The sequence below is a fragment of the Burkholderia sp. E168m22 genome, from assembly GCF_001319805.1.
GTDB lineage: Bacteria > Pseudomonadota > Gammaproteobacteria > Burkholderiales > Burkholderiaceae > Burkholderia > Burkholderia orbicola.
This window is the reverse complement of sequence record NZ_BBSK01000101.1, coordinates 61,171-83,816: the sequence shown is the minus strand read 5'-3', so window position 1 is coordinate 83,816 and position 22,646 is coordinate 61,171. Positions and strand designations below refer to the sequence as shown.

The following is a 22,646-nucleotide window of genomic DNA, read 5'->3' as shown; positions in this document are numbered from 1 at the left end:
GGCGGCTTTCCCGCGCACCGGCCGAACCCTTTCCATCCGCTTTCGGAATCACACGATGACGCTTTATCCGCAGGTATTACGCAACCGGCCGCGCATGGTCGCGGCGTTCGTCGCCGGCGTGCTGTGCGCGGTGCTGCTGCCGTTTCCGCTGCGCCCGACCGCGCGGGCGCTGATCGGCTGGGATTGCGCGGTCTGGCTGTACCTCGTGCTGATGTGGGTGCGCATGGTGACCGCGCATCATCACAAGGTGCGCGAAGTCGCGGTCCGCGAGGACGAAAACGCGACGACCGTGCTGACCGTCGTGTGCCTCGCGACCGTCGCGAGCGTGGCGGCGATCGCGATCGAACTCGCGACCGCCAAGAGCGTCGGCTTCAGCGCGGGGCTCAGCCACTACGCGATCACGGGCGCGACGCTGTTCGGCGCGTGGTTCCTGATCCCGACGATCTTCACGCTGCACTATGCGCGGCTCTATTACGGCTCGCCGAGCAACGATCGCGCGCTCCGTTTCCCCGACCGGAACCCGGAGCCCGATTACTGGGATTTCCTGTATTTCGCGTTCACGCTCGCGGTCGCGTCGCAGACGGCCGACGTGTCGCTCGCGAACCGCTCCGCGCGGCGCTCGGTGCTCGCGCAGTCGATCCTGTCGTTCTACTTCAACATGGCCGTGCTCGGCTTGTCGATCAACGTCGCGGCGGGGCTGCTGAGCTGACGCCGGTTACTTGAGCAGGTCGTACCGGCCGCCGCGCTCCAGCGCGCGCTGGTACGCGGGCCGCGCATGGATCGTGTCGAGAAAGCGCGCGATCGCCGGATACCGGCTGCCACCGCCGCGCGCGGTCGCGGCTTCGAGCGGAAAGCTCATCTGGATGTCGGCCGCGCTGAAGCCGTCGCCGACGAACCAGCCGCTGCGCGCCAGCGCACCGTCGACGTGGCCGAGATGCAGGTCGATCTGCGGATCGACGAAACCCGACTGCAGCGTCGCGGCGATCTTGCGTGCGATCGGCCGCGCGAAGAACGGCATCGGCGCATGCGCGATCCGCAGCGCGACGAGCTTGAGCAGCAGCGGCGGCATCGCCGACCCTTCCGCGTAGTGCAGCCAGTACGTGTAGTCGTGCCGCTCGGGCGAGCCGGGCGGCGGCGCGAGGCGCCCGTTGCCGTAGCGTTCGACCAGGTATTCGATGATCGCGCCCGATTCGGCGAAGGTGCGGCCGTCGTCGGTCACGACAGGCGACTTGCCGAGCGGATGGATCGCGCGCAATTCGGCCGGCGCGAGCATCGTTTTCGGATCGCGTTCGTAGCGCACGATCTCGTACGGCACATCCAGTTCTTCGAGCAGCCAGAGCACGCGCTGCGAACGCGAGTTGTTCAGGTGATGGACGGTGAGCATGTCGAGGCCGGAAGGGGGCGGGAACGCCATCATACCGAGCGCGCGCGGCGCATTCGCGAATCGTGTGGTGCGCGCCGTGGCGGGCCGCTTCGAATCGTCAAGCGCGCCGCACCGCGATCCACGCGCCCCAGAACAGGCTCGCGAAAAAACGCAGCGGCGCATCGAAGCCCGCGTCGCGCAGCAGCGCGAACACGGCTTCCTCGGACGCGGGCGGATCGGCGCCCTGCAGGATCTTCGCGAGTTGCGCGCGCACGGCGTCGGACGTGGCGCCCTTCATGCGCCAGCGCTGCTGCCAGGCGTCGAGCAGGCGCGGGTGGTCCGCGTAGCGGCGATGGTTGCCGGCGAGCACGAGCGGCGCGCCGGGCTTCAGTCGCCGCGCGATCGCATGCAGCAGCGCGGCTTTCGCGTCGTCGCCCGGCACGTGATGCAGCACGCCGATCAGCGTCGCGCCGTCGAACGCGGGCGCATCGGGCAACGCGTCGACGCCATCCTCGACGAACGCGGTACGCGCGCCGAAACCCGCGGCTTCGACATTCGAGCGCGCGAGCGCGAGCATCGGCGCGGACGGGTCGACGGCCGTGAATTGCCAGCCCGGTTCGAGCGCGGCTGCTACGCAGATTTCCTGCCCCGTGCCGCCCGCGCCGGCCACGAGAATCCGGGCATCGGTCGCACCGATCGCCGACGCGAGCATGCAGGCGGCGAGTTCGTGACAGGCATCGTAGCCGGCGAGCGCGATGCGCGATTGTTCGGCGTATTCGTGCGCGCGTGACGGATCGAATTTCGCGGCGCTGGCGGGAAGCGACATGGCGGGTTCCTTTTGACGGGAGCGGACGACGTGTCCGCGAGCATGACGCGCAGCGTATGTGCGCGCGGCCGGCGCAACAAGACGGGCAATCATTCCGGTATGCCGACTACCCGACTCGCGGGCGCATGCCGCTTCGTTTCCGGCGGCGGTTTCCCGGGGTCGATTCGCATTTAAAAATGTCTGACCACACCGCATCGCGGTGGCGAATCCGGCGCATACTCGTTTCTCTCCCCCCGCCTGGCCGTCGCATGCCGGGCCCCGATGCGCTGCGCCAGTGGCGCGGCCATGCCGCTCGGTACGCACGAGGAGCGCATGATGTCCGATTGTCCGCATGATCCGTACGCGCAGCACTACATCCATTGTTTGCCGTTTGGCGCGCAGCCCTGCGGCGCGCTCAGCACGACGCCGCGCACGCATTTCCGCGTGTGGGCGCCCGGCAGCACCCACGTCCAGCTCGAACTGAATACCGGCTACGGCCCGATGCTGGTGCCGATGACGAGCGCCGGCCCGAACTGGTTCGAAGTGTTCGTCGACTGCGGCGCGGGCGCACGTTACCGCTATCGTCTCGACGATACCGTGTCGATTCCCGATCCCGCGTCGCGTTCGCAACCCGAGGGGCTCAACGGGCCGAGCGAGGTCGTCGATCCGCGCGCGTTCACGTGGCGCAATACGTTCTGGCACGGGCGCGCATGGGAGGACGTCGCGCTCTACGCGATCCGCCCGCACGCGGTGGGCGGCTTCGACGCCGTGCGCCGCCGCCTGCCGCAGCTCGCGCGCCTCGGTGTGACCGCGCTGGAGCTGCTCGCGTCGCCGCACGACAGCCTGCCGTTCGCGCCGCTCGCGGCCGAAGGCGGCCCCGACGAGCTGAAGGCGCTGATCGACGCCGCGCACGGCTACGGTCTCGCGGTGCTGCTGGAGCTCGACTACGCGCGCTTCGGCAGCGGCACCGACGCGCTGCGCCACTATGCGGGGCCGTTCTTCCATACGCGCGACGATCCGCTGCAGGCCGCGCCGCTCGCGCTCGATCATCCGGAAGTCTGCGATTTCTTCTGCGACAACGCGCTGTACTGGATCGATGAATACCGTTGCGACGGGCTGCGCCTGCGCGAAGCCGACCGGATCGGCGTGTCGTGGCTGCGCGAGATCGCGGATCGCGTGCGCGCCGCCGTGCCGGCCGACCGGCTGATCCACCTCGTGCTCGGCAGCGAGCGGCATCCGGCGCATCTGGCCGATACCCATTTCGACGCGCAGTGGAACGGCTGCGGCGAACGTGCGCTGCACCGGCTCACGGGGCGTGACCCGTCGGCGCATGAAGGCATTTCCGCGCACCAGTCGATCCACACGCTCGCCCGCGCGCTGACCGCGGCCGGCGCGGCGTACCAGCCGGCCGCGTCGTCTGACGGGATGGGCGCCGACGGTGGACTGTCGCTGACGTCGCTCGTGCTGTCCGATGGCGCATGGCGCGACGGCGGCCCCGGCGATCCCGGGCAGGCGGCCGGTCTGGCCGCGCTCGCGCTGTCGCTGCTCACGCCGCAGATCCCGCTGATCTTCGACGAGACTGCGCGCGACATCGATCGCGCGCATTTCGTGCAGTCGGCGCTCGCGGTGCGCGCGAAGCTGATCGCGCCGCGGCTGTCCGATTGCCGGCCGCAGGCAGCCCATGCGCTGAAGGCGGACGGCGACGGCGATGCCGACGCGCTGTGCGCGTCATGGCGGCTCGCCGACGACGAGACGTTGACGATCGCGTTGAACCTGTCGCCGGATGCGGTGCCGTTCGATGCACCGGGCGGGCGGGTGGTGTTCGAGACGCCGGCGCGCGCTCGCGACCGGGTCGATGAAGGGGAATTGCCGCCGTATTCGCTCGTCGCGTGGCTGACCGGCGACGTCAATCGCTACGCGCTGACGCACGACGTGCGTCGCCTCGACGACGGTTCGTGGCGCGGCATGCGTCCGAACCTGAACGCATGAGCCGGTGAACGCGTGAAGCAGTGCGGCCGGCCGCGGTCGTACGCAGCCGGCCGCCTGCCGGAAAGCACCGAATTACCAGAACCCGCGTATGCCCGCGATGCCGTACGCGCCGTGGCGGCGCGCGTCGTCGAGATGCGCGCGCGTCATGCCGCCGAGCGCGAACACGGGCATCGCGGCCTGTGCGGCCAGCGCGTCGAATCGCGCCCAGCCGAGCGCCGGCGCGCCGGGGTGGCTGAGCGTCGGCAGCACCGGCGACAGCGTGACGAAATCCGCGCCGGCGCGCGCGGCCAGCAGCAGGTCGTCTTGCGTGTGGCACGCGGCGGACACCCATCGAGCAGCCGGCAGCGGCCGTTGCGCGGCGGCGCGCAATGCGGTGCCGTCGAGATGCCAGCCGGCGCCGTCGAGCCGCATCACGCCGGCTGCATCGATCGGGCCGTTCAGCATCAGGTGCGCGCCGGCCGCGGCGCAGCGCGCGAGCGCCGCGGCGGCCAGCGACGCGAACGCGGCCGCGTCGAGCGATTTCACGCGTAGTTGCACGAGCGTTTCGCCGCGTGCGAGCACGGCCGACAGGCGGTCGAGGAACGCCGCCCGATCAGCTGCCGACGCGGACGCCGGTTCCGGCGTGATCACGCAGCAGCGCGGCAGCGGCGCGTTCATCGTGCGATGCGGCGCCGGGCCGTCATTCGTCGGCCTCTTTCACGATCTTCGGATAGACGCGCACGAGCACGATGCGCGGCCCGTTCATCTTCTTCACGACGACGTCGAAGCGGTCGAACGACACGCGCTGCCCTTCGGTCGGCAGGTCGCTCAACGCCTGGATCACGAGGCCGCCGACCGATTCCGCGCGGCCTTCGTCGATGTCGATGCCGAGCGCCTGCTCGAGCGACACGACGGGCAGGCTGCCCTTGCCCATCAGCGTGCCGTCGTCGAGGCGGCTCCAGTCGGCGTCGCCTTGGCGGAATTCGTCGTGGATCTGGCCGACCAGCGCGCCGAGCAGGTTGTCGAGCGTCAGGAAGCCGATCGGCTTCTCGCCCTTGTTGCCGACCAGCGCGAAGTGCGGGGCGCCCTTGCGGAAGCGGCGGAACAGCTCCAGCGCCGGCGTATCGGGCTTCACGTACTGGACCGGGCGCACGTAGTCGGAGAGATCCTCGAGCGCGGCGCCCGCGTGACGCGCGAGCAGCAGGTCCTTCAGGTGGATCAGCCCGCTCACCTGTTCGCGCGACGCATCCTCGAACAGCGGATAGCGGCTGAAGCGGTGCCGCGCGACGATCTCCATGTTGTCGGGCAGCGGCAGGTCGCGCCGCAGGCCGATCATTTCATGGGCCGGCCGCATCAGGTCCGACACGGTCATCGACGAAAAATCGAGCGAATGCGCGAGCGTGTTCCACTCGTCGTTGGTGTACGTGCCGCGCGCTGGCTGGGCCGCATTGCCGGCCGCGCTGCGGCGGCTGCGCAGGATCAGCTTCAGCTCGTCGGTTGAATAGTGCGCATCGCCGCCGTGGTCGGCCGACAGCCCTGCGAGCCGCAGCACTGCGTTGGCGCTGGTGTTGAGCACCCAGATCGCCGGATACATCGCCCAGTAGAACGCGTAGAGCGGCAGCGCGACCCACAGGCCGACCTTCTCCGGCTGACGGATCGCCATCGACTTCGGCGCCAGTTCGCCGACGACGATGTGCAGGAACGAGATCAGCGAGAACGCGAACACGAGCGAGATCAGGTGCACGACGCGCTCGGAGTGGACGCCGATCAGGTCGAGCAGCGGGCCGAGCAGTTGCGCGAACGCCGGTTCGCCGACCCAGCCGAGGCCGAGCGATGCGAGCGTGATGCCGAGCTGGCACGCGGAAAGATACGCGTCGAGCCGGCCGTGCACGATGCCGAGGATGCGCCCGCGCAGGCCGTGCTTGCGGGCGAGGGTCTTGACGCGCGTCGCGCGGAGTTTGACGAGGCCGAATTCGGCCGCAACGAAGAACCCGTTCAGGGCCACCAGGAACAACGCGCCGATGAGCGCGAAGATCTGTAACAAAGAATCGCTCCGGTTATGACAGGCCCACCAGTATAGAGCCAGAAAGGAATTTGTAATGCGTCGGGCGACCGCTTGCTTACACCGGCGCCTCGCAGGGAATCGAGAAGGTGAGGGTGGCGGCCGCGCCGTCGGCGAACACGTCGTGCGCGAACGTGCCGCCGTGCGCGAGGGCCACGCGCTGGCATAGCGCGAGCGTCCATGCGCTGCGTTTCGCATCGCGCTCGTGCAGCATCTCGCGCCGCGCGAACGATTCGAACGCATGCGGCTGCGTGGGGTCCACCAGCACGCCGGCATTCACGGTGCAGGTGGCGCGCGCGGTGAACTGCGCGCCGTCGCGCGTGCAGGCGAACGCGACCCGGCTGCCCGCGGCGCTGGCTTCGACGGCCGTCGTCAGCAGGGTCCACAGCGCCTGTGCGACGCGTTCGCGATCGACGGTGAGCGACGGCTCGCCGTCCGGCAGCGTCGTGTCGAGCGCGACCTGGCGTGCGTCGGCGAGCGCGAACCGGACGAGCGCGATTGTTTCGTCGAGCAGCGCGCGCAGCGCGAACGGCTGCGGCGCGAGCACGAGCGTGCGCGTTTCCGCGCGCGGCGCGTCGAGCACGCCATCGATCAGCGCGACCTGCTGGTCGATGCCCGTGCGGATGCCCGCAAGCGCGCGCTGGAGATTGGGATCGGCATTGGCGAGCTGGCGCTCGAGCACGTAGGCCCAGCTGTGCATCGCATTCAGCGGGCTGCGCAGGTCGTGCGACGCGGTGGAGAGGGCCTGGTCGCGCAGGAACAGCGCCGCCTGGGCGGCGTAGTGCGCTGCGCGTTCGCGCAGCAGGTCGGCGGCGGGATCGACGGAAGTGGACGTCACGGAGCTGGCCTGTCGGAAGCGGTTGGCGTGGAAGTCACGCGAATCGCCATTATAGGGACGGTGGGTGTCACGCCGGCAGCGCGTCCTCGTCCTTTTTCCGCGCGTCGCCGTTCGGCAGCAACTGGCACGCGAGCAGGCCGGCCAGCATCAGCGCGCAGCCGACCAGCGCGCGCAGCGTCAGCGTTTCGCCGAGCGCGGCCCAGCCGGCGATCGCCGCGAACACGCCTTCCATGCTGAAGATCACGGCCGCGTGCGCGGGCGCCGCGTCGCGTTGCGCGACGACCTGCAGCGTATAGCCGACCCCGACCGACAGCAGCCCGCCGTACAGCAGCGTCGGCAGCGCGCCGCGCAGCATCGCGGCGCTGACCGGTTCGACCGCCAGGCCGACCGCGAGACACGCGACGCCGCACACGGCGAACTGCAGGAACGCGAGCACGAGCGGATCGTGGCGCTTCGCGAGATGGCCGACCGCCATCACGTGCGCGGCGATGATGACGGCGCCCGCGAGCTGGAACCAGTCGCCGTAGAGCACCGAGAAATGCTCGTCGATGCTGAGGAAATACAGGCCGATCGCGGCCAGCAAGGCGCCGAACCACGTGCCCGCGCCGATCCGGTGGCGCGCGAGCGCGCCCATCAGCGGCACGATCACGACGTACAGCGAGCTGATGAAGCCGGCGTTCGCGATCCGCGTGTATTGCAGGCCGACCTGCTGCAGCGAGATCGATACGGCGAGCAGCCCGCCGAGCGCGAGGCCCGGCAGCAGCAGCGCCGGTTCGCGCCGGATCGCCGCGAGCTGCGCGCGCGACGCCGCATTCACCATCAGCAGTGGCACCAGCACGAGCGCGCCGAGCAGGAAGCGCAGCCCGGTGAACAGGAATGGCCCGATCACGTCGAGGCTCAGGCGTTGCGCGACGAAGGCGGAGCCCCAGATCGCGGCGGCGCCGAGCATCAGCAGGTTGGCGCGGAGGTGCTTGCGGGCGTCGGGCTTCATCGGCATTCGTCTGGAGATTGCGGGCGGCGGGCCCGCCAGTTTACGCCGAGATTGCAAGGCTGTCGGCAAACCTGCGCAGCGCGGCGGCGGCGCGGGCGTCGCGGACGCGCGAATACAGCACGACCTGCGATTGCGGCAGCGGCGGCAACCCGAATTTCGCGCCGACGTCGACCAGCGTGCGCGGGGCGACGCGCCGCGCGAGCGGGCAGACGGCCAATCCGGCCGCGGCGGCCGCCGTGACCGCCGCGACTCCGCCGCCCGTGAAGCGCTCGCGCCACGGCAACCCCGCGCGATCGAGCGCGCGCAGCGCGGCGGCTCGCACGCCGCAGGGGCCGGCCAGCACCGCGAGCGGCAGCGGCTCGCCCGCGCGCGGCGCCCAGTCGGGCGCGGCGAGCCACGCCAGCGGCTCGGTGAACAGCGGCGTGGCGTCGTCGCGCGGCGGGTCCTCGCCAGGCTCGTGCCGCGCGATCACCGCGTCGAACCGCCGTTCGTCGTATTGCGGGAGCAGGCTCGTCGACGCCCCGAGATGCATTTCCAGCGACAGCCCCGGGTCCTGCCGGTGCAGGCTCGTCAGCACGGCCGGCAGGTCGGGCACCGCGACGTGCTCGCTGACGCCGAGCGACAGGCGCACCGTGCCGGTCGAGATCGCGCCGAGCGCACGCTCGTGCGCGTCGAGCAGCGCACGGGCGGCCGGCAGGAAATTCTCGCCGTCGGCGGCCAGCTTGACGACGCGCGGCGTGCGCGCCAGCAGCGGCTTGCCGAGATGGGCCTCCAGTCGCTTCAGCTTCAGGCTGACGGCCGATTGCGTGGTGCCGAGCGCATCGGCGGCACGCGTGAAACTGGCGAGGTCGGCGACCAGCACGAACGCGCGCACGGCATCGAGATCGAGTACTTTCATTTCAAATGAAAATAAATGAAATATTCATCAATGACTGTTCATTATAGGTGGACGCGCCTAACCTGACGCTGTGTTTTCGTTCTTCACCGTCACTCACCGACAGGAGCATGACCATGCCATTCACCCGTATCGCCTTACGCGAAGGTAAGCCGGCCGCCTACCGCAGGGCCCTCGTCGACGGCGTGCAACGCGCGCTGATCCAGACGTTCAACGTTCCCGAGGACGACATCTTCATGGTCGTGACCGAGCATACGGCCGAGAATTTCGTGTTCGGTCGCCATTACCTCGATATCGAACGCAGTGACGATCTCGTGATCATCCAGATCACCGCGAACAACACCCGCACGCTCGAGCAGAAGCGCTCGCTGTACCGGGCGATCGCCGATAACCTCGCGCAGCAGCCCGGCGTGCGGCAGGAAGACGTATTCATCGGTCTCGTCGAAGTGCTGAAGGAGAACTGGTCGTTCGGCAACGGCATCGCGCAATACGCCGTCTGACGTGCCGGCTTGACCTGCCACAGGGCGGCGGGGCCGGATCGACGCCAGCGCGTTTGGGCGGCGTGTACTATGGAAGCTGCTTCACGAGCGACGCCGGCGCGGTCGATGCGCCGGCGATCCTTCATGTGCAGGAGCCTCCATGTCGCGTGTGCTGGAAATCGTGTTGTCGTTGTCGCTGGAAGGATGGCCGGTCAAGGGCGCAAGCCGTGCCCGTGGCGCGCAACGCGACTTCGGCGCCGAGCTCGTGCGCGCGTGGCGGATCTGCCCGCAGGTCCGGATGCGGCGCGGCCACGAGCGCGTGACGGTCGAGCCGTGCCAGATCGAGGAGGCCGAGCGGAGCCCCGGCGCGAGCTGGTGGACCTGGGTCGAATCGAACGCGCATGGCACGCGGGTCGTCGCATCGCGCACCCGGACGTTCGCCCCCGGCGTCACGCAGCGCGAACTGTTCGACGCGGAACACGCAGGCATCGTCGTCGCGACGCCGCTGCCGGTGCCCGCGACGGCTGGCGCGGCCGATACCGACGCACCACCGGCCGCCGAAACCGACGGCGTTGCGCCGGACACCGACGAAGCGCGGGCCCAGGCGTCGGCGCTGCGCCTCGTCAGCGAACGGCGGCGCGGGCGCTGGGCCGACGACAGCGGCGTCGTGGTCGAGATGACGCTCGACGACATCACGCTGCATGGCGGCGGCGAGCCGCCGCGCCGCCACGTCGAGCTGCGTCTGGCCGCGCCCGACTGGGAGACCGTGGCCGCGCGCACGGCGGCGCTGCACGCGCTGTTTGCCGCGGCGCGCGAACTGAGCGGCGCGTGGCCGGCCTTCGTGCAACTGACGAGCGTGATCGACCGCGCCTGTGCCGGCGGACCGGTGGCCGCCACGCTGGTCAAGGCGCAGCCCGTCGACCTGACCGGCATCCGCACGCAGCGCGCCGCGCTGTTCGCGCTGTCCGGCGACATCACCGCGCAATGGCTCGGCAACGAGTGCGGCGTGCTCGATCGCGACGACCCGGAATTCGTGCACCAGATGCGCGTCGCGCTGCGCCGCCTGCGCACGCTGATGCGCTTCTTCCCGCGCTTCACCGACCGTCAATGGAGGGACACGCTCGGCGTCGACCTGCGCTGGCTCGCCAAGCTGCTCGGCACGGTGCGCGATTGGGACGTGTTCGCGACCGAGAGCCTGCCCGCACTGATCGCGGCCGACGGCGGCAGCAGCGACTGGGACGGCACGCTCGACGCCGCCCGCGCGCAGTCGATGGCCGCGCGCGTCGAGCTGCGGCAGGCGCTGCATTCGGCCCGCTACGCGCGGCTGACGCTCGGCTGGCTCGAATGGCTGAGTGCGCTCGCGTTGCCGGCGGCCGATGGCGACGACGCGCCGTCGCTGCGGCGTCACGCGACCAAGCGCGTACGGCGGCTGTTCGGGCATCTCTACGGATCGCCGTCGCTCACGTCGCTCGACACGGCGGCACGCCACCAGGTGCGGATCGATGCGAAGCGGCTGCGCTACGCACTCGAATTCTTCGCGTCGCTGGCGTCGCGCCGCACGCGCACCGAGACGGTCAAGACGCTGGCGCGCGTGCAGAGCGTGCTCGGCGAAGCGAACGACGCGATGGTCGCGCTGCGTCATCTCGAGCAACTGGCGGCGCCGCCGTATCAGCTCGGTTTCGTGCGCGGTTACGGCGCCGCGCTCGAACAGCGGGCGGCGCGCGACGCCGAGACGCTGCTGGCCAGCCTGCGGCCGCCGAAGCTCGACGGCAAGCCGGGCTGAGCGCCGCGCGCCGCCCCTATAATGGCCGCCCGTTTCCCCCACGCATGCCGATGATGACCGACGTCCCGCCTTCTTCCTCGTCCGCCGGACCGCTCGAACTGGGCGGCGAGCTGTGGCTGCGCGCCGGCGAACAGACCCTCGGCGGCGCGACGCGCATCGCGCTGCTCGCGGCGATCGGCGACACCGGTTCGATCACGCGCGCGGCGAAGGCCGTCGGCCTCAGCTACAAGGCCGCGTGGGACGCGGTCGACACGATGAACAATCTCGCCGGCGAACCGCTCGTCGCGCGTTCGACGGGCGGCAAGGGCGGTGGCGGCACGACGCTGACGCCGCGCGCGACGTCGTTGATCGCCGCATTCCGCACGATCGAGCGCGAGCATCGCCGCTTCATCGAGGCCGCGAGTGCGGCCGTTGCTGGCTTCGACGTCGACTGGGCGCTGATCGGCCGGATCGGGATGAAGACGAGCGCGCGCAACCAGTTGTTCGGCAAGGTCGCGTCGCTCGTGCGCGGCACGGTCAACGACGAGGTGACGCTCGCGCTGCCGGGCGGGCAAGCCGTCGTCGCCGTGCTGACGCACGAAAGCGCCGAGGCGCTCGGGCTGCGGGAAGGCGCGCACGCGTGTGCGCTGGTGAAGGCGTCGTGGGTCGTGCTCGCCGTCGACGATGGCGGGCCCGACCTGAAGGTGTCCGCGCGCAACCGGCTGCACGGCAGCGTCGAAGCCGTCGCGGCGGGCGCGGTGAACAGCGAGGTGACGCTGGCGCTCGACGGCGGCGGGACGCTGACGGCCGTCGTGACCAACGACAGCGTCGATGCGTTGCAGCTCGCCGCCGGTCGGCGTGCGATCGCGCTGTTCAAGGCGTCGAGCGTGATTCTGGCGGTGACGGGCTGACCTGGCCGGCAGCCGACGTGCAGGGCGGGGCGAAGCCGGGTGCCGCACGCGTATGCATCGCACCGGCTTCGTTTCCGCTTGCAGCATGCGCCGCGCCGCGGCGTCTCTCAGGTTCCAATGTGGCGGCCAGCGCCACGCTCCCGACCACGGCGTCGCGCGCTCAGGTGACGCGCGTCGGCCACTCGGCGTGCGGCGGGCTCGCCTGCACGCGTCCTTCGCTCAACTGCACGACCTGGTCGCCGAACGCGGCGACGTCGTCTGGGTCGTGCGAGATCAGCACCATCGGGATGTCGAGCCGCGCCTGCAGTTCGGCGAGCTCATGGCGCATGCGCTGGCGCATCGCGCCGTCGAGCGCCGCGAAGGGTTCGTCGAGCAGCAGGATGCGCGGCTGCGCGACCAGCGCACGAGCGAGTGCCACGCGCTGCTTCTGCCCGCCCGACAGTTGCGACGGATATTGCCCCGCGAGCGATTCGAGGTCGAATGCGCGCAGCCAGTACGCGACCTCCGGTGGCACCGTCTTCGCGCGCGGGTTGCGCAGCCCGGACGTGAGCCCGAACGCGATGTTCTGCCGCACGTTCAGATGCGGGAACAGCGCGTAGTCCTGGAACAGGTACGCGACACGGCGTTCGCGGGTCGGCACGTCGATCCGGCGCGCGGCGTCGAACAGCGGCTCGCCGTTCAGCGTGATCGTGCCTGCGTCGGGCGTCAGCAGCCCCGCGATCGCCTGCAGCGTCATGCTCTTGCCCGCGCCCGACGGCCCGAACAGCACGACGCGCTGCGTCGTCGCCGTGAACGACATGTCGAGCGTGAAGCGGCGCTCGGCGCTCGCGTAGGTCTTGCGGATGTCGACGACGAGGCTCATGCGGGCCTCCGCCGAAGCGGGCTGGCCGCCGGACGACTCCGGCGATGCGGACAGGACAGGCGCTTCATGTCAGTTGGTTCCGTCGGGCGCGCGACGGCACGAGCCAGCCGGTCGCGAGCAGCACCAGCACGCAGGTGATCGACGTCACCAGCACGAGGAAGTTGGCCGTGTTGTCGTCGCCGGCCTGCACGGCCGCGTAGATCGCGACCGACAGCGTCTGCGTGCGGCCGGGCAGGTTGCCGGCGATCATCAGCGTCGCGCCGAATTCGCCGAGCGCGCGCGCGAACGCGAGCAGCGCGCCGGCGAGAATCCCGCGCGTGGCGAGCGGCAGCGTCACGCGGAAGAACACCGCGGCTTCGCCGAGCCCGAGCGTGCGCGCGGCGCGCTCGAGATGCGGATCGACGCCTTCGAACGCCGCCCGCGCCGATTTCAGGATCAGCGGAAACGCGACGACCATCGACGCGATCACCGCGCCTTGCCACGTGAACACCAGCTCGATACCGAACTTGTCGAGCCACGCGCCGAACACGCCGCGCCGGCCGAGCAGCACGAGCAGGTAATAACCGAGCACCGTCGGCGGCAGTACGAGCGGCAGCGTCAGCACGGAATCGACCACGTCGCGCAGCGGCGAGCGCCAGCGTGCGAGCACGAACGCGGCCGCGACGCCGAGCACGATGTCGAGCGCGGTCGCCCAGCCGGCAACCTTCAGCGACAGCAGCAGCGGGACCCAGGCGTCTTGCATCGCGATAAGCTCACTTGGCGGGCTTGAAGCCGAACGTCGACAGCACGGCCTGGCCCTGCGGCGACGCGACGAAATCGATGAACGACTGCGCCTGCGCGGCGTGGCGGCTGTCCTTGACCACGGCGATCGGGTAGGTGATGACCGTCTGCGTCGGCACCGTCAGCGCGACCTTCACGCGGCCCGGCATGATCGCGGCGTCGGTGCCGAACACGAAGCCCGCGTCGACCTCGCCGCGCGCGACGTAGTCGAGGCTCTGGCGCACGTTGGCGGCCAGCACGCCCTTCGCGCTGACGGCGTCCCACACGCCGGCCGCGCGCAGCGCACCCTCGGTGTAGCGGCCGACCGGCACCGAGGCCGGGTCGCCGTACGCGATGCGCTTCACGCCGGGCGCGGTCAGGTCGTTCAGCGACGTCGGCGCGGCCGCGCGGCTGTCCGCCGGCACGATCAGCACCAGCGAGTTCGCGGCGAAATCGCGGCGCGTGCCAGGCACGATCACCTTTTCGTTCACCGCGCGATCCATCGCCTTCTGGTCGGCCGACGCGAACACGTCGGCCGGCGCGCCCTTGGCGATCTGCTGCATCAGCACGTCCGATGCGCCGAAGTTGAACAGCACCTTGGTGTCCGGGTGCTGCTTCTCGTACGCGTCGCCGACGGCCTTGAATGCGTTCGTCAGGCTGGCGGCGGCCGACACGACCAGTTCGTCGGCGGCGGAAGCGGGCGCGCTGAACGTGAACCCGGCGGCAAGCGTGACGATCGGCAGCAGGCGAAGCAGGGTGCGGCGAAGCGGACGGACGGTTGAGCGCATGGTGGATTCGTTTTGAACGGGTGGAAACCGTAATCGTAATATAGGGCGGGTTATAACGCTTGGCATACTGCGCATGCGACGGTGCGCAGGAAATGGTCAGACGTGGAAAGGACTGGCCGGGCGGCCCGTCACGCGTGAAGCGTAGGCGGCGCCGACTCGGTGCGCTGCAGCGACGACGGTTGCGACGCGGGATGGTAGTTCGGGTTGGCCTTCCAGCGCGCGCGGACGAACGGACGCTCGTGGCCCGACAGTTCCAGCGCGACCTTGGTGACCCAGCGGTGCGACGGCACCGTGAGGCCATGCAGCGCCACGGTGACGAGCGCGAGGCTCGCGACGACCGCCGGCACCGACCAGCGGTGCGGCACCGCGCGCCACGAGCCGGCGATGAACGCGAGCGCGGCGATCGCACCGACGATGCAGCCGGTGATCGACTCGGACGGCGAATGCGCGTCGAGCGCGACGCGCGACACGCCGACCGCGACGCCGGTCGCCAGCCCGAGCGCGATGCCGGCGATCCGCACCGGCGTGCGCGTGCGGATCAGCGCGAGGAAAATCGCGACCGGATACACCGACGTCGACAGCATCGCATGCCCGCTGAAGCCGGTGAAATCCCACGCGCGAATGCCGATGCCCCAGCCGAGGAACGCGATCTTCGTGAGCGCCACCACGCCGATCGCGGCCGCCAGCACGCCGAGCCACGCGGCCGCGCGCCGCCACGAGTAGCCGAGCGCGAGCCAGACGGCAATCGTGATCGCGAGCGGCAAGGTCAGCCCGGCGCCGCCGAACGCGGTGATCATGATCCACAGGTGAGAAGGCAGGTCGAACATCGGGAAGGGGACGAACGAAGGCGGGAGAATGCTTAAATCAACGCGCGAGCCGGGAAGAACGACTACAACGGATACAAGCGGCGAAGCCCCAGTATAGCGCCGCGTCCGCATGAGGCCCGTTTTTTGCGCCGCCGGCAACGACCGGCGTGCAGGAAAAATCCTGGAAACAATGTTATGGTGCATTGCACAAAGTCGAACGATGCATCCGTTGTGGCGCTTTCATGGCGCCCCTATTTTTCCTGACTGCGAGCCCGATCGATGACCAAAAGTCTGACCAAAGTGTGGCTGGGCGGCATGAAACGCATGCTGTCCCCGACCGCCAAGCGCGCGGCGCGCGATGCGCAGCGCATCACACGCGACGCACTCGAGGCGGCGGCCTCCGATCTGTCCCCGCCACGCGAATCGCGTGTGCGGCCGCGCGCGGCCGCATGGGCGGCCGGCGAGTGGACGCGGGGCGAACATCCGATGACGCCCGCGCTGGGCCGCCTCGTCCAGAATCTCGCCTACGGGCTCTACATACCGCCCGGCCGCCGGCGTGGCGCGATGCCGCTGGTCGTGATGCTGCACGGCTGCCAGCAGTCCGTCGACGAATTCGCGCAGGGCACCCGGATGAACTTGCTGGCCGACAAGCACGGTTTCGCGGTGCTGTATCCGGAACAGTCGCTGCGCGCGCATACGCACGGTTGCTGGCACTGGTATGAAGACACCGATCGCGCGGGGCGCGGCGAGGCGGACACGGTGGCGTCGCTGGTCGACGCGCTGGTCGACGAACATGGCTTCGACGCGTCGCGTGTTTACGTCGCGGGGCTGTCGGCCGGTGCGGGGCTTGCGTCGCTTCTTGCACTGCACCATCCGGACCGCTTCGCCGCGGTCGCGCTGCACTCGGGCCCCGCGCTCGGCGAGGCGAATTCCGGCATCACCGCAATGGACGTGATGCGGCGGGGCTTGAGACAGAACCCGGCCGTGGCGGTCGATGCGCTGGTCGATGCCGGCGCCTATCCGGGCATGCCCGCACTGATCGTCCAGGGTGACGGCGATCATGTCGTCGCGCCGAAGAATGCCGATCAGCTGACCGTGCAGTTCATGCGCCTGAACGGGCTCGCCGACAGCCGCGGCGCGCTGCGCGGCGGCGAGCGGGTCGAGACGCGCGAAACGGGCGCACAGATTACCGACGTGTGCCGCGACGGCGAGCCGGTGGTGCGGCTGTGCCACGTGAAAGGGCTCGATCACGCGTGGGCCGGCGGCGACGAAGCCGTGCCGTTTCACGCGGCGGTCGGCCCCGACGCCAGCGCGATGATCTGGGCTTTTTTCGAAACCCATCGCCGCACTGTGGCGACCGAACGACGCATCGTCTGATCGACACTGGTCAAAGCCTAGGGTTTTCCCTATAATTCGGGAAAACCCTAGTCCAGAACCTTTGAATAGCGAGATCGATCATGTACCTGCTGAGCCACCTCTTCCTGATGCTGACCAAGAACGCTGACAAGGCCGCGAAAGAGCGCGCCGACGCGTATCTGGCCGAAGCCACCGACATCTACGACCTCGAATTCCGCATGCGCAAGATCGATCGCGACGCGGCAATGAACCGTCCGTATTCGATCGGCGCGCGCTAAGCGGCGCACGCGGGCCTGCCGGCCCGCCATTTCGATGAATCGCGCAAAAGGGCGCGTGCGGCACCATGCCGCACGCGCCCTTTTTGTATTTCCTGAGCCCTGAACCTGTGCCGCGTCAGACGACCGTCAGGCGCACCGGCACGTTGTTGCGCGTGGCGTTCGAATACGGGCACACGTGGTGCGCCTTGTCGACCAGCACTTGCGCGTCGTTCTTGTCGAGCCCCGGCAGCGACACGCGCAGCTCGATGTCGAGCCCGAAGCCGCCTGCGTCGTTCGGGCCGATGCCCACTTCCGCCGTGACTTGCGTATCGGCCGGCAGCGTCTGCTTGTTCTGGCCCGCGACGAATTTCATCGCACTCAGGAAACAGGCCGAGTAACCTGCGGCGAACAGTTGCTCCGGATTCGTGCCTTCCGCGCCCGTGCCACCGAGTTCACGCGGCGCGGCCAGTTTCACTTCCAGCTTGTTGTCGGCGGATACCGCGCGGCCGTCGCGGCCGCCCGTGCTCGTGGCGCTGGTCTTGTACAGAATGTTCATCGTGCAGCTCCTGTCGGGAAGAGAGGGGAACAGCGGTCCGGTCAGACGGAATGTCGCCGGCCATGGACAAAATATAGAACACAAATCATTAGTGTGCAAATGAAATTTTGAAGAAAAACCCGGCAGCGCCGGGCAGGTCGGTTCGTGCCGGGCGTGTCAGCGTTCGTTGGCCACCGACAGCGCATCGCGCAGCTGCTGGAGATCGGCGCGCAGCCTGATCAGGAATTCGGGTGTCTGTTGCATCGCGCAAAAGAGGTCGGCGGGCACCGAGCGCGCGCGATCCTTCAGCGCCCGGCCTTCCGGCGTCACGCGAACGTTGACGACGCGTTCGTCGGCCGCGCTGCGTACGCGCTCCACGTAGCCGAGCGCTTCCAGCCGCTTGAGCAGCGGCGTGACCGTGGCCGGGTCGAGGTCGAGCCGCGCGGCGATGTCCTTCACGGCCATGTCGTCGCGCTCCCACAGCACGAGCATCGCGAGATATTGGGGATAGGTCAGCGACAGCTTGTCGAGCAGGGGCTTGTACGCCTTCGTCATCGCGTGCGAAGTCGAATAAAGCGCGAAGCACAGTTGCTCGTCGAGCGTCTGGGGCAGCGGAGGCAGGCGGTCCATGGTTCGGGAGGCGCGGCAATGCGCGAACGATTTGTACGCAAATTATTTTGCGCGCAAAAGATCGGGTTGAACAGGGCCGACCAGAGGCGGTCGATATGGGAAAAGGGGGGAAGATCAGATGCGCGCCGGGGACGACCCGGCGCGGAAACCGCGTGACGGCCGGCGCATGGCGCCGGCCAGGACACGATTCAGCGGCCCGACATCGTCGTCGTCGCGCCCGGTTCCTGCACACCGAAGCAGCCGCGATAGGTCGCGTAGAACGAGCAGTACAGCATCGTGACGATGATGATCGTCACCGGCATCATGATCGTCAGCGCGTACGCGCCGGCGCCGAGCGCCTGCAGCAGCAGCGACAGCGCGAGCGACGTGCCGAGCGCGACGGCGAACCACAGCACGCCGTATACGGCGAACGCGCCGCGATTGCGCCAGCAGCTGACGACGCTGAAGAACAGCGCCTTCGCCGGCGGGACGTCATGCCACGCGACCAGCACCGGCGCGAACCAGAACAGCATCGCGACCGGCAGATAGAGCAGCGTCGCGAAGAACAGCGCGCCGAGCGTGCCTTGCGCGGCGAGCGTCTCGGGCGTCGTGTTTGCTTCGTCGGCTGCGCCCATCATCACGTGGAACAGCGCGCCGCCGTCGACGAACGACGAAGCGGCGAACACGAGCACCATCGACGCGACGTAGATCACGCCGAGCACGAGCAGCCGCTGGGTCGCGACGGTGCCGTACGAGCGAAAGCCGTCGACCAGGATCGTCGGCATCACGGTCTTGCCGGCCACCGTGTCGCGGCACGCGGCCATGAAGCCGACCGCGATGCCGGGAATGAACACCAGCGGCAGCGCGGAGCCGATCACCGGCACCATCGACACCAGCGTGATCGCGAGCAGGTACGTGAAGAACAGCGTGATGAACGCGAGCGGATTCCGGCGGAACAGCCAGATGCCTTGACGGAACCAGACATAGCCCGTTTTCGCGGGCACTTCGATCAGTTGCATGCGGTTTGGATCTCGGGAAGCGCGGGCGTATGCGCGATACGCTCACGCAGGATGCGTTCGAAATGGCCGGGGTCGTGCGGCTTGAGCATCTCGGCCGCGCGCGGCAGGTAGAAGTCGTACAGGCGCGACACCCAGAAGCGGTACGCGCCGGCGCGCAGCATGTCGCTCCAATGGCGGCGCTCCTCGGCCGTGAACGGCCGCACGGTCTGGTACGCGCGCAGCAGCGCATCGGCGCGCGCGACGTCGAGCACGCCGGTCGCGAGGTCGACGCACCAGTCGTTGACGGTGACCGCGACGTCGAACAGCCACTTGTCGCAGCCCGCGAAATAGAAGTCGAAGAAGCCGCCGAGCCGCACGTCGTGACCGGTGCCGGGCGCCGCATGGGCGAACAGCACGTTGTCGCGGAACAGGTCGCAATGGCACGGGCCGGCCGGCAGCGCTGCGTAGTCGTCCGACGCGAAGAAACCGGCCTGGTGCGCGAGTTCGCCTTCGAGCAGCGCGCGTTGCGCGTCCGTGATGAACGGCACGATTGCCGGCACGTTCTCCTGCCACCACGGCAGGCTGCGCAGGTTCGGCTGGTTGCGCGGATAGTCGCGGCCCGCGAGGTGCAGGCGCGCGAGCATCTGCCCGACCTCGATGCAGTGTTCGACCCCGGGCGCGAGTTCGGCCGCGCCGTCGAGCTTCGTGACGATCGCGGCCGGCTTGCCGTGCAACTCGCCGAACAGCGCGCCGTCGTCGCGCGGGATCGGGTCCGGCACCGGCACGCCGTGGGCGGCCAGGTGGCGCATCAGGTCGAGGTAGAACGGCAACTGCTGCGCGGTGAGCTTTTCGAAGATCGTGAGGACGTATTCGCCGCGCGTCGTCGTCAGGAAGAAATTGCTGTTTTCGATACCGGACGGAATGCCGCGGAACGCAAGCACGTCGCCCAGTTCGTAGTGGCGCATCCATTGCGCGAGATCGGAGTCGGAAACAGCGGTGAAAACGGCCATGCGGGATGCGTCAGGTCAGGGTGTCGGCACGCGGGCGGCGTGCAGCGCGACAGCAGGTGAAGGGGCGGCGCGGCGCGGTTGGCGCGCCGCGCCACGGAATCAGTAGCGCAGGTTCAGCGACGGCAGGCGCGTGATCGGGATGCCCGCGTCATGCGGCTTCGGCGACGTGTCGGGCGTGGAGCTCATCTGGTAGCGCGTGCCGAAGTTCGACTTCACGTCGATCTCGACCGGCTTGCCGCGGTCGCGGTACTCGGTGACTTCGGTGCCGTTCTTGCTCTTTTCGTGGAAGCTCGGCGTGCGGCGGATATCGGCGAAGTCCACTTTCGACGTGACTTCGGCGCCCGGCCGGTTGATCTTGCGGAGATCGGGCAGGCCGGCGGCTTCGTTGGCCTCGGCCCGGGCCTGCGCGTCGGCGTCAGGCGTGCCGCCGGCGGCGTGAGCGACGCTGGCGGCGGCAAACGCGACGGCAGCGGCGACGAAAATGAGCGGCTTCATGATGAGTCTCCAGTGAACCCACCGATTTTAGCAAATACTGCGCGCCATCCGGCCCCTCCGTGCGCAGGGGCGGCCATAAAGGCGGCCGGGTTCCGTGGTAATGTCGTCGGATCAGACGAGGTGATGAAAATGAAGAACGATTTGAGCCGCCGGCACCGTGTGCTGTCGCCCGAAAGCCCGTCGGTCGAGGCTTTCGACGATCCGATCGCCGCCGTCGCGCGGTTGTCCGCCATTTACGACACGAATACGGGCTTCCTGCGCGACGCGTTCGCGCGCTATCGCCGCCACGAAGCGATTACCGAGCACGTGCGCGCATGCTATCCGTTCGTGCGGATTCGCACCGACGTCAACACGCACGTCGATTCGCGCCGCTCGTACGGCTTCGTCGCGGGCCCCGGCGTATTCGAGACGACGGTCACGCGCCCCGATCTCTTCGCGAACTACTACCGAGAGCAACTGCGTCTGCTGGCGAAGAACCACCATGTCAAGATCGAGATCGGCGTGTCGTCGCAGCCGATTCCGATCCATTTCGCGTTTCCGGAAGGCATCCATCTCGAGGGCGAGCTCGATCGCGACCGCCTGCTCGCGATGCGCGACATCTTCGATACGCCCGACCTGTCGTATCTCGACGACCGCATCGTCAACGGCACGTTCGAGCCGGCGCCGGGCGAGCCGCATCCGCTCGCGCTGTTCACGGCCGCGCGCGTCGACTTCTCGCTGCATCGGCTGCGCCACTACACGGCGACGTCGCCCACGCACTTCCAGAACTACGTGCTCTACACGAACTACCAGTTCTACATCGACGAGTTCGTGAAGCTCGGCCGCACGATGATGACGGAAAGCGACGATCCCGAGGTGCGCGCGTATCGCAGCGAGTACAGCGCGTTCGTCGAGCCGGGCGACGTCGTCACGTACAACGCGAACCTCGGCGGCGAGCCGGCCGAGGGCACCGCGCCGCCGCGCCTGCCGCAGATGCCCGCGTATCACCTGAAGCGCGCGGACGGCAGCGGGATCACGATGGTCAACATCGGCGTCGGCCCGTCGAACGCGAAGACGATCACCGATCACATCGCGGTGCTGCGCCCGCACGCGTGGGTGATGCTCGGTCACTGCGCGGGGCTGCGCAACACGCAGCGCCTCGGCGACTACGTGCTCGCGCACGGTTACGTGCGGGAAGATCACGTGCTCGACGCCGACCTGCCGCTGTGGGTGCCGATCCCGGCGCTGGCCGAAGTGCAGCTCGCGCTCGAGCGCGGCGTGGCCGAGGTCACGCGGCTGGAGGGCGTGGAGCTGAAGCGCGTGATGCGCACGGGCACGGTCGCGAGCGTCGACAACCGCAACTGGGAGCTGCGCGACCATCGCGAGCCGGTGCAGCGGCTGTCGCAGAGCCGTGCGATTGCGCTCGACATGGAAAGCGCGACGATCGCCGCGAACGGCTTCCGCTTCCGGGTGCCGTACGGCACGCTGCTGTGCGTATCGGACAAGCCGCTGCACGGCGAGCTGAAGCTGCCGGGCATGGCCGACACGTTCTATCGCGGGCAGGTCGACCAGCATCTGCAGATCGGCGTGAAGGCGATGGAGATCCTGCGCACGAACGGGCTCGACAAGCTGCATAGTCGCAAGCTGCGGAGTTTTGCGGAAGTGGCATTTCAGTAACACCGCTTGGGCAGCGGCGCAGCCGCGCCTGCAACGACAAAGGCCGCACGCGAACTCTCGTTCGCGTGCGGCCTTGTTTTTGATGCGTCAGTGCGCGGGCCGATCGGCGGGCGCTCAGTGACTCAGCACTCGCCCTTCTTCGCGTGCCCCGGCGGGCAGTGATAGCCGCCATGACCGTGATGACGCTCGCGATCTTCCCACTCGCGGCGTTCCCAGTAGCGGCGGCCGTCCCAGTAGCGGTCGCCGTGCCAGCCGACGATCACCGGCGCGGGGGCGACCACGACGGGCGCGGGGGCGACGACGACCGGCGCGGGCGTGCCGATGTTGACGTCGACGTTGACGGCGTGAGCGAGGCCGGACAGCGAAAGGCCGAGGCCGGCGAAAGCGAGGGCGATCAGCGAGCGTTGCATGTTCTTTTCCGTGGTGTGGTGATGAATGGGC

Annotated in this window: 25 protein-coding genes; 8 read left to right on the top strand and 17 right to left on the bottom strand. The window is 69.1% G+C overall.

All coding sequences use genetic code 11. The features are described 5' to 3' along the window. Positions 1 to 55 precede the first annotated feature (55 nt). Positions 56 to 709: a DUF1345 domain-containing protein gene (locus AP428_RS22950; protein ID WP_011548176.1), complete on the top strand. Its 654-nt coding sequence runs from the start codon at positions 56 to 58 to the stop codon at positions 707 to 709. Between the two features lie 6 nt (positions 710 to 715). Here the strand turns inward: AP428_RS22950 and AP428_RS22945 are convergent, their stop codons facing one another. Beyond that, positions 716 to 1,384 carry a glutathione S-transferase gene (locus AP428_RS22945; protein WP_027808988.1) on the bottom strand — a complete coding sequence of 223 codons (669 nt, stop codon included), beginning with the start codon at positions 1,382 to 1,384 and terminating at the stop codon, positions 716 to 718. Between the two features lie 97 nt (positions 1,385 to 1,481). Next, positions 1,482 to 2,189 carry a class I SAM-dependent methyltransferase gene (locus tag AP428_RS22940; RefSeq protein ID WP_011548174.1) on the bottom strand — a complete coding sequence of 236 codons (708 nt, stop codon included), beginning with the start codon at positions 2,187 to 2,189 and terminating at the stop codon, positions 1,482 to 1,484. 315 nt (positions 2,190 to 2,504) lie between these two features. Here AP428_RS22940 and AP428_RS22935 point away from each other — a divergent pair, with 315 nt between their 5' ends. Next, positions 2,505 to 4,157 carry a DUF3459 domain-containing protein gene (locus AP428_RS22935; RefSeq protein ID WP_011548173.1) on the top strand — a complete coding sequence of 551 codons (1,653 nt, stop codon included), beginning with the start codon at positions 2,505 to 2,507 and terminating at the stop codon, positions 4,155 to 4,157. A 72-nt stretch (positions 4,158 to 4,229) separates the two neighbouring features. On the opposite strand, the gene AP428_RS22930 is transcribed toward AP428_RS22935, so the two are convergent. The 5 genes from AP428_RS22930 to AP428_RS22910 form a co-directional block, all read right to left on the bottom strand. Further along, positions 4,230 to 4,814, bottom strand: a complete 585-nt coding sequence (locus AP428_RS22930) for a thiamine phosphate synthase (RefSeq protein WP_011548172.1) — start codon at positions 4,812 to 4,814, stop codon at positions 4,230 to 4,232. Positions 4,815 to 4,836: 22 nt separating this feature from the next. Next, on the bottom strand, positions 4,837 to 6,180 hold the full coding sequence (locus AP428_RS22925; protein WP_011548171.1) for a hemolysin family protein: 1,344 nt from the start codon (positions 6,178 to 6,180) through the stop codon (positions 4,837 to 4,839). A gap of 76 nt (positions 6,181 to 6,256) precedes the next feature. Further along, the gene (locus AP428_RS22920) at positions 6,257 to 7,036 is read right to left on the bottom strand and encodes a sensor histidine kinase KdpD (RefSeq protein WP_011694677.1); all 780 of its coding nucleotides are present in this window, start codon (positions 7,034 to 7,036) and stop codon (positions 6,257 to 6,259) included. 67 nt (positions 7,037 to 7,103) lie between these two features. Then, positions 7,104 to 8,027 (bottom strand): DMT family transporter, encoded by a 924-nt coding sequence (locus AP428_RS22915; RefSeq protein WP_006479461.1) that lies wholly within the window; start codon positions 8,025 to 8,027, stop codon positions 7,104 to 7,106. Between the two features lie 40 nt (positions 8,028 to 8,067). Then, positions 8,068 to 8,925 carry a LysR family transcriptional regulator gene (locus AP428_RS22910; RefSeq protein ID WP_011548168.1) on the bottom strand — a complete coding sequence of 286 codons (858 nt, stop codon included), beginning with the start codon at positions 8,923 to 8,925 and terminating at the stop codon, positions 8,068 to 8,070. A gap of 113 nt (positions 8,926 to 9,038) precedes the next feature. Between AP428_RS22910 and AP428_RS22905 the strand changes: the two genes are divergently transcribed. The 3 genes from AP428_RS22905 (at position 9,039) to AP428_RS22895 (ending at position 12,074) form a co-directional block, all read left to right on the top strand. Then, positions 9,039 to 9,422 carry a tautomerase family protein gene (locus AP428_RS22905; protein ID WP_011548167.1) on the top strand — a complete coding sequence of 128 codons (384 nt, stop codon included), beginning with the start codon at positions 9,039 to 9,041 and terminating at the stop codon, positions 9,420 to 9,422. A gap of 139 nt (positions 9,423 to 9,561) precedes the next feature. Beyond that, a complete protein-coding gene (locus AP428_RS22900) occupies positions 9,562 to 11,184 on the top strand; it encodes a CHAD domain-containing protein (protein ID WP_011548166.1) in 1,623 nt (540 codons plus the stop codon). A 53-nt stretch (positions 11,185 to 11,237) separates the two neighbouring features. Further along, entirely contained in the window at positions 11,238 to 12,074 is an 837-nt protein-coding gene (locus AP428_RS22895) for a TOBE domain-containing protein (RefSeq protein WP_012338495.1), read from the top strand. Positions 12,075 to 12,234: 160 nt separating this feature from the next. Here AP428_RS22895 and AP428_RS22890 read toward each other — a convergent pair whose 3' ends face one another. The 4 genes from AP428_RS22890 to AP428_RS22875 all read right to left on the bottom strand — a co-directional run bounded on the left by AP428_RS22890 (position 12,235) and on the right by AP428_RS22875 (position 15,310). Next, a complete protein-coding gene (locus tag AP428_RS22890; protein WP_011548164.1) occupies positions 12,235 to 12,936 on the bottom strand; it encodes a sulfate/molybdate ABC transporter ATP-binding protein in 702 nt (233 codons plus the stop codon). A gap of 64 nt (positions 12,937 to 13,000) precedes the next feature. Next, positions 13,001 to 13,678: a molybdate ABC transporter permease subunit gene (modB, locus tag AP428_RS22885; protein WP_011548163.1), complete on the bottom strand. Its 678-nt coding sequence runs from the start codon at positions 13,676 to 13,678 to the stop codon at positions 13,001 to 13,003. A 10-nt stretch (positions 13,679 to 13,688) separates the two neighbouring features. Beyond that, positions 13,689 to 14,483, bottom strand: coding sequence for a molybdate ABC transporter substrate-binding protein (modA, locus tag AP428_RS22880; protein ID WP_012338494.1), 795 nt, complete (start codon positions 14,481 to 14,483; stop codon positions 13,689 to 13,691). A 128-nt stretch (positions 14,484 to 14,611) separates the two neighbouring features. After that, complete coding sequence (locus AP428_RS22875; protein ID WP_011548161.1) at positions 14,612 to 15,310, bottom strand: phosphatase PAP2 family protein; 699 nt, start codon at positions 15,308 to 15,310, stop codon at positions 14,612 to 14,614. A gap of 258 nt (positions 15,311 to 15,568) precedes the next feature. On the opposite strand from AP428_RS22875, the gene AP428_RS22870 reads away from it, so the two are divergent. Both AP428_RS22870 and AP428_RS35690 read left to right on the top strand, forming a co-directional pair. Next, positions 15,569 to 16,666, top strand: coding sequence for a PHB depolymerase family esterase (locus AP428_RS22870; RefSeq protein WP_011548160.1), 1,098 nt, complete (start codon positions 15,569 to 15,571; stop codon positions 16,664 to 16,666). 80 nt (positions 16,667 to 16,746) lie between these two features. Next, positions 16,747 to 16,923: a DUF3563 family protein gene (locus AP428_RS35690; RefSeq protein WP_011548159.1), complete on the top strand. Its 177-nt coding sequence runs from the start codon at positions 16,747 to 16,749 to the stop codon at positions 16,921 to 16,923. 115 nt (positions 16,924 to 17,038) lie between these two features. Here the strand turns inward: AP428_RS35690 and AP428_RS22865 are convergent, their stop codons facing one another. The 5 genes from AP428_RS22865 to AP428_RS22845 form a co-directional block, all read right to left on the bottom strand. Then, entirely contained in the window at positions 17,039 to 17,458 is a 420-nt protein-coding gene (locus AP428_RS22865; RefSeq protein WP_006479451.1) for an organic hydroperoxide resistance protein, read from the bottom strand. A 156-nt stretch (positions 17,459 to 17,614) separates the two neighbouring features. Then, positions 17,615 to 18,067 carry a MarR family winged helix-turn-helix transcriptional regulator gene (locus tag AP428_RS22860; protein WP_006479449.1) on the bottom strand — a complete coding sequence of 151 codons (453 nt, stop codon included), beginning with the start codon at positions 18,065 to 18,067 and terminating at the stop codon, positions 17,615 to 17,617. Positions 18,068 to 18,255: 188 nt separating this feature from the next. Then, a complete protein-coding gene (locus AP428_RS22855; RefSeq protein WP_006479448.1) occupies positions 18,256 to 19,065 on the bottom strand; it encodes a BPSS1780 family membrane protein in 810 nt (269 codons plus the stop codon). Beyond that, positions 19,056 to 20,054 carry a homoserine kinase gene (locus AP428_RS22850; RefSeq protein WP_011548158.1) on the bottom strand — a complete coding sequence of 333 codons (999 nt, stop codon included), beginning with the start codon at positions 20,052 to 20,054 and terminating at the stop codon, positions 19,056 to 19,058. Before AP428_RS22850 ends, AP428_RS22855 begins: the two co-directional genes overlap by 10 nt. A 99-nt stretch (positions 20,055 to 20,153) precedes the next feature. Further along, the gene (locus AP428_RS22845) at positions 20,154 to 20,549 is read right to left on the bottom strand and encodes a hypothetical protein (RefSeq protein WP_006479446.1); all 396 of its coding nucleotides are present in this window, start codon (positions 20,547 to 20,549) and stop codon (positions 20,154 to 20,156) included. Positions 20,550 to 20,678: 129 nt separating this feature from the next. Between AP428_RS22845 and AP428_RS22840 the strand changes: the two genes are divergently transcribed. Further along, positions 20,679 to 22,205: an AMP nucleosidase gene (locus AP428_RS22840; RefSeq protein ID WP_011548157.1), complete on the top strand. Its 1,527-nt coding sequence runs from the start codon at positions 20,679 to 20,681 to the stop codon at positions 22,203 to 22,205. A gap of 122 nt (positions 22,206 to 22,327) precedes the next feature. On the opposite strand, the gene AP428_RS22835 is transcribed toward AP428_RS22840, so the two are convergent. After that, positions 22,328 to 22,615 (bottom strand): hypothetical protein, encoded by a 288-nt coding sequence (locus AP428_RS22835; protein ID WP_012338493.1) that lies wholly within the window; start codon positions 22,613 to 22,615, stop codon positions 22,328 to 22,330. Positions 22,616 to 22,646 lie beyond the last annotated feature (31 nt).

Coding starts and splice junctions, on each gene's coding strand:
- AP428_RS22950 (WP_011548176.1), top strand. CDS start 56: ATGACGCTTTATCCGCAGGTATTACGCAACCGGCCGCGCATGGTCGCG.
- AP428_RS22945 (WP_027808988.1), bottom strand. CDS start 1,384: ATGCTCACCGTCCATCACCTGAACAACTCGCGTTCGCAGCGCGTGCTC.
- AP428_RS22940 (WP_011548174.1), bottom strand. CDS start 2,189: ATGTCGCTTCCCGCCAGCGCCGCGAAATTCGATCCGTCACGCGCGCAC.
- AP428_RS22935 (WP_011548173.1), top strand. CDS start 2,505: ATGTCCGATTGTCCGCATGATCCGTACGCGCAGCACTACATCCATTGT.
- AP428_RS22930 (WP_011548172.1), bottom strand. CDS start 4,814: ATGAACGCGCCGCTGCCGCGCTGCTGCGTGATCACGCCGGAACCGGCG.
- AP428_RS22915 (WP_006479461.1), bottom strand. CDS start 8,027: ATGAAGCCCGACGCCCGCAAGCACCTCCGCGCCAACCTGCTGATGCTC.
- AP428_RS22910 (WP_011548168.1), bottom strand. CDS start 8,925: ATGAAAGTACTCGATCTCGATGCCGTGCGCGCGTTCGTGCTGGTCGCC.
- AP428_RS22905 (WP_011548167.1), top strand. CDS start 9,039: ATGCCATTCACCCGTATCGCCTTACGCGAAGGTAAGCCGGCCGCCTAC.
- AP428_RS22900 (WP_011548166.1), top strand. CDS start 9,562: ATGTCGCGTGTGCTGGAAATCGTGTTGTCGTTGTCGCTGGAAGGATGG.
- AP428_RS22895 (WP_012338495.1), top strand. CDS start 11,238: ATGACCGACGTCCCGCCTTCTTCCTCGTCCGCCGGACCGCTCGAACTG.
- AP428_RS22890 (WP_011548164.1), bottom strand. CDS start 12,936: ATGAGCCTCGTCGTCGACATCCGCAAGACCTACGCGAGCGCCGAGCGC.
- modB (WP_011548163.1), bottom strand. CDS start 13,678: ATGCAAGACGCCTGGGTCCCGCTGCTGCTGTCGCTGAAGGTTGCCGGC.
- modA (WP_012338494.1), bottom strand. CDS start 14,483: ATGCGCTCAACCGTCCGTCCGCTTCGCCGCACCCTGCTTCGCCTGCTG.
- AP428_RS22875 (WP_011548161.1), bottom strand. CDS start 15,310: ATGTTCGACCTGCCTTCTCACCTGTGGATCATGATCACCGCGTTCGGC.
- AP428_RS22870 (WP_011548160.1), top strand. CDS start 15,569: ATGACCAAAAGTCTGACCAAAGTGTGGCTGGGCGGCATGAAACGCATG.
- AP428_RS35690 (WP_011548159.1), top strand. CDS start 16,747: ATGTACCTGCTGAGCCACCTCTTCCTGATGCTGACCAAGAACGCTGAC.
- AP428_RS22865 (WP_006479451.1), bottom strand. CDS start 17,458: ATGAACATTCTGTACAAGACCAGCGCCACGAGCACGGGCGGCCGCGAC.
- AP428_RS22860 (WP_006479449.1), bottom strand. CDS start 18,067: ATGGACCGCCTGCCTCCGCTGCCCCAGACGCTCGACGAGCAACTGTGC.
- AP428_RS22855 (WP_006479448.1), bottom strand. CDS start 19,065: ATGCAACTGATCGAAGTGCCCGCGAAAACGGGCTATGTCTGGTTCCGT.
- AP428_RS22850 (WP_011548158.1), bottom strand. CDS start 20,054: ATGGCCGTTTTCACCGCTGTTTCCGACTCCGATCTCGCGCAATGGATG.
- AP428_RS22845 (WP_006479446.1), bottom strand. CDS start 20,549: ATGAAGCCGCTCATTTTCGTCGCCGCTGCCGTCGCGTTTGCCGCCGCC.
- AP428_RS22840 (WP_011548157.1), top strand. CDS start 20,679: ATGAAGAACGATTTGAGCCGCCGGCACCGTGTGCTGTCGCCCGAAAGC.
- AP428_RS22835 (WP_012338493.1), bottom strand. CDS start 22,615: ATGCAACGCTCGCTGATCGCCCTCGCTTTCGCCGGCCTCGGCCTTTCG.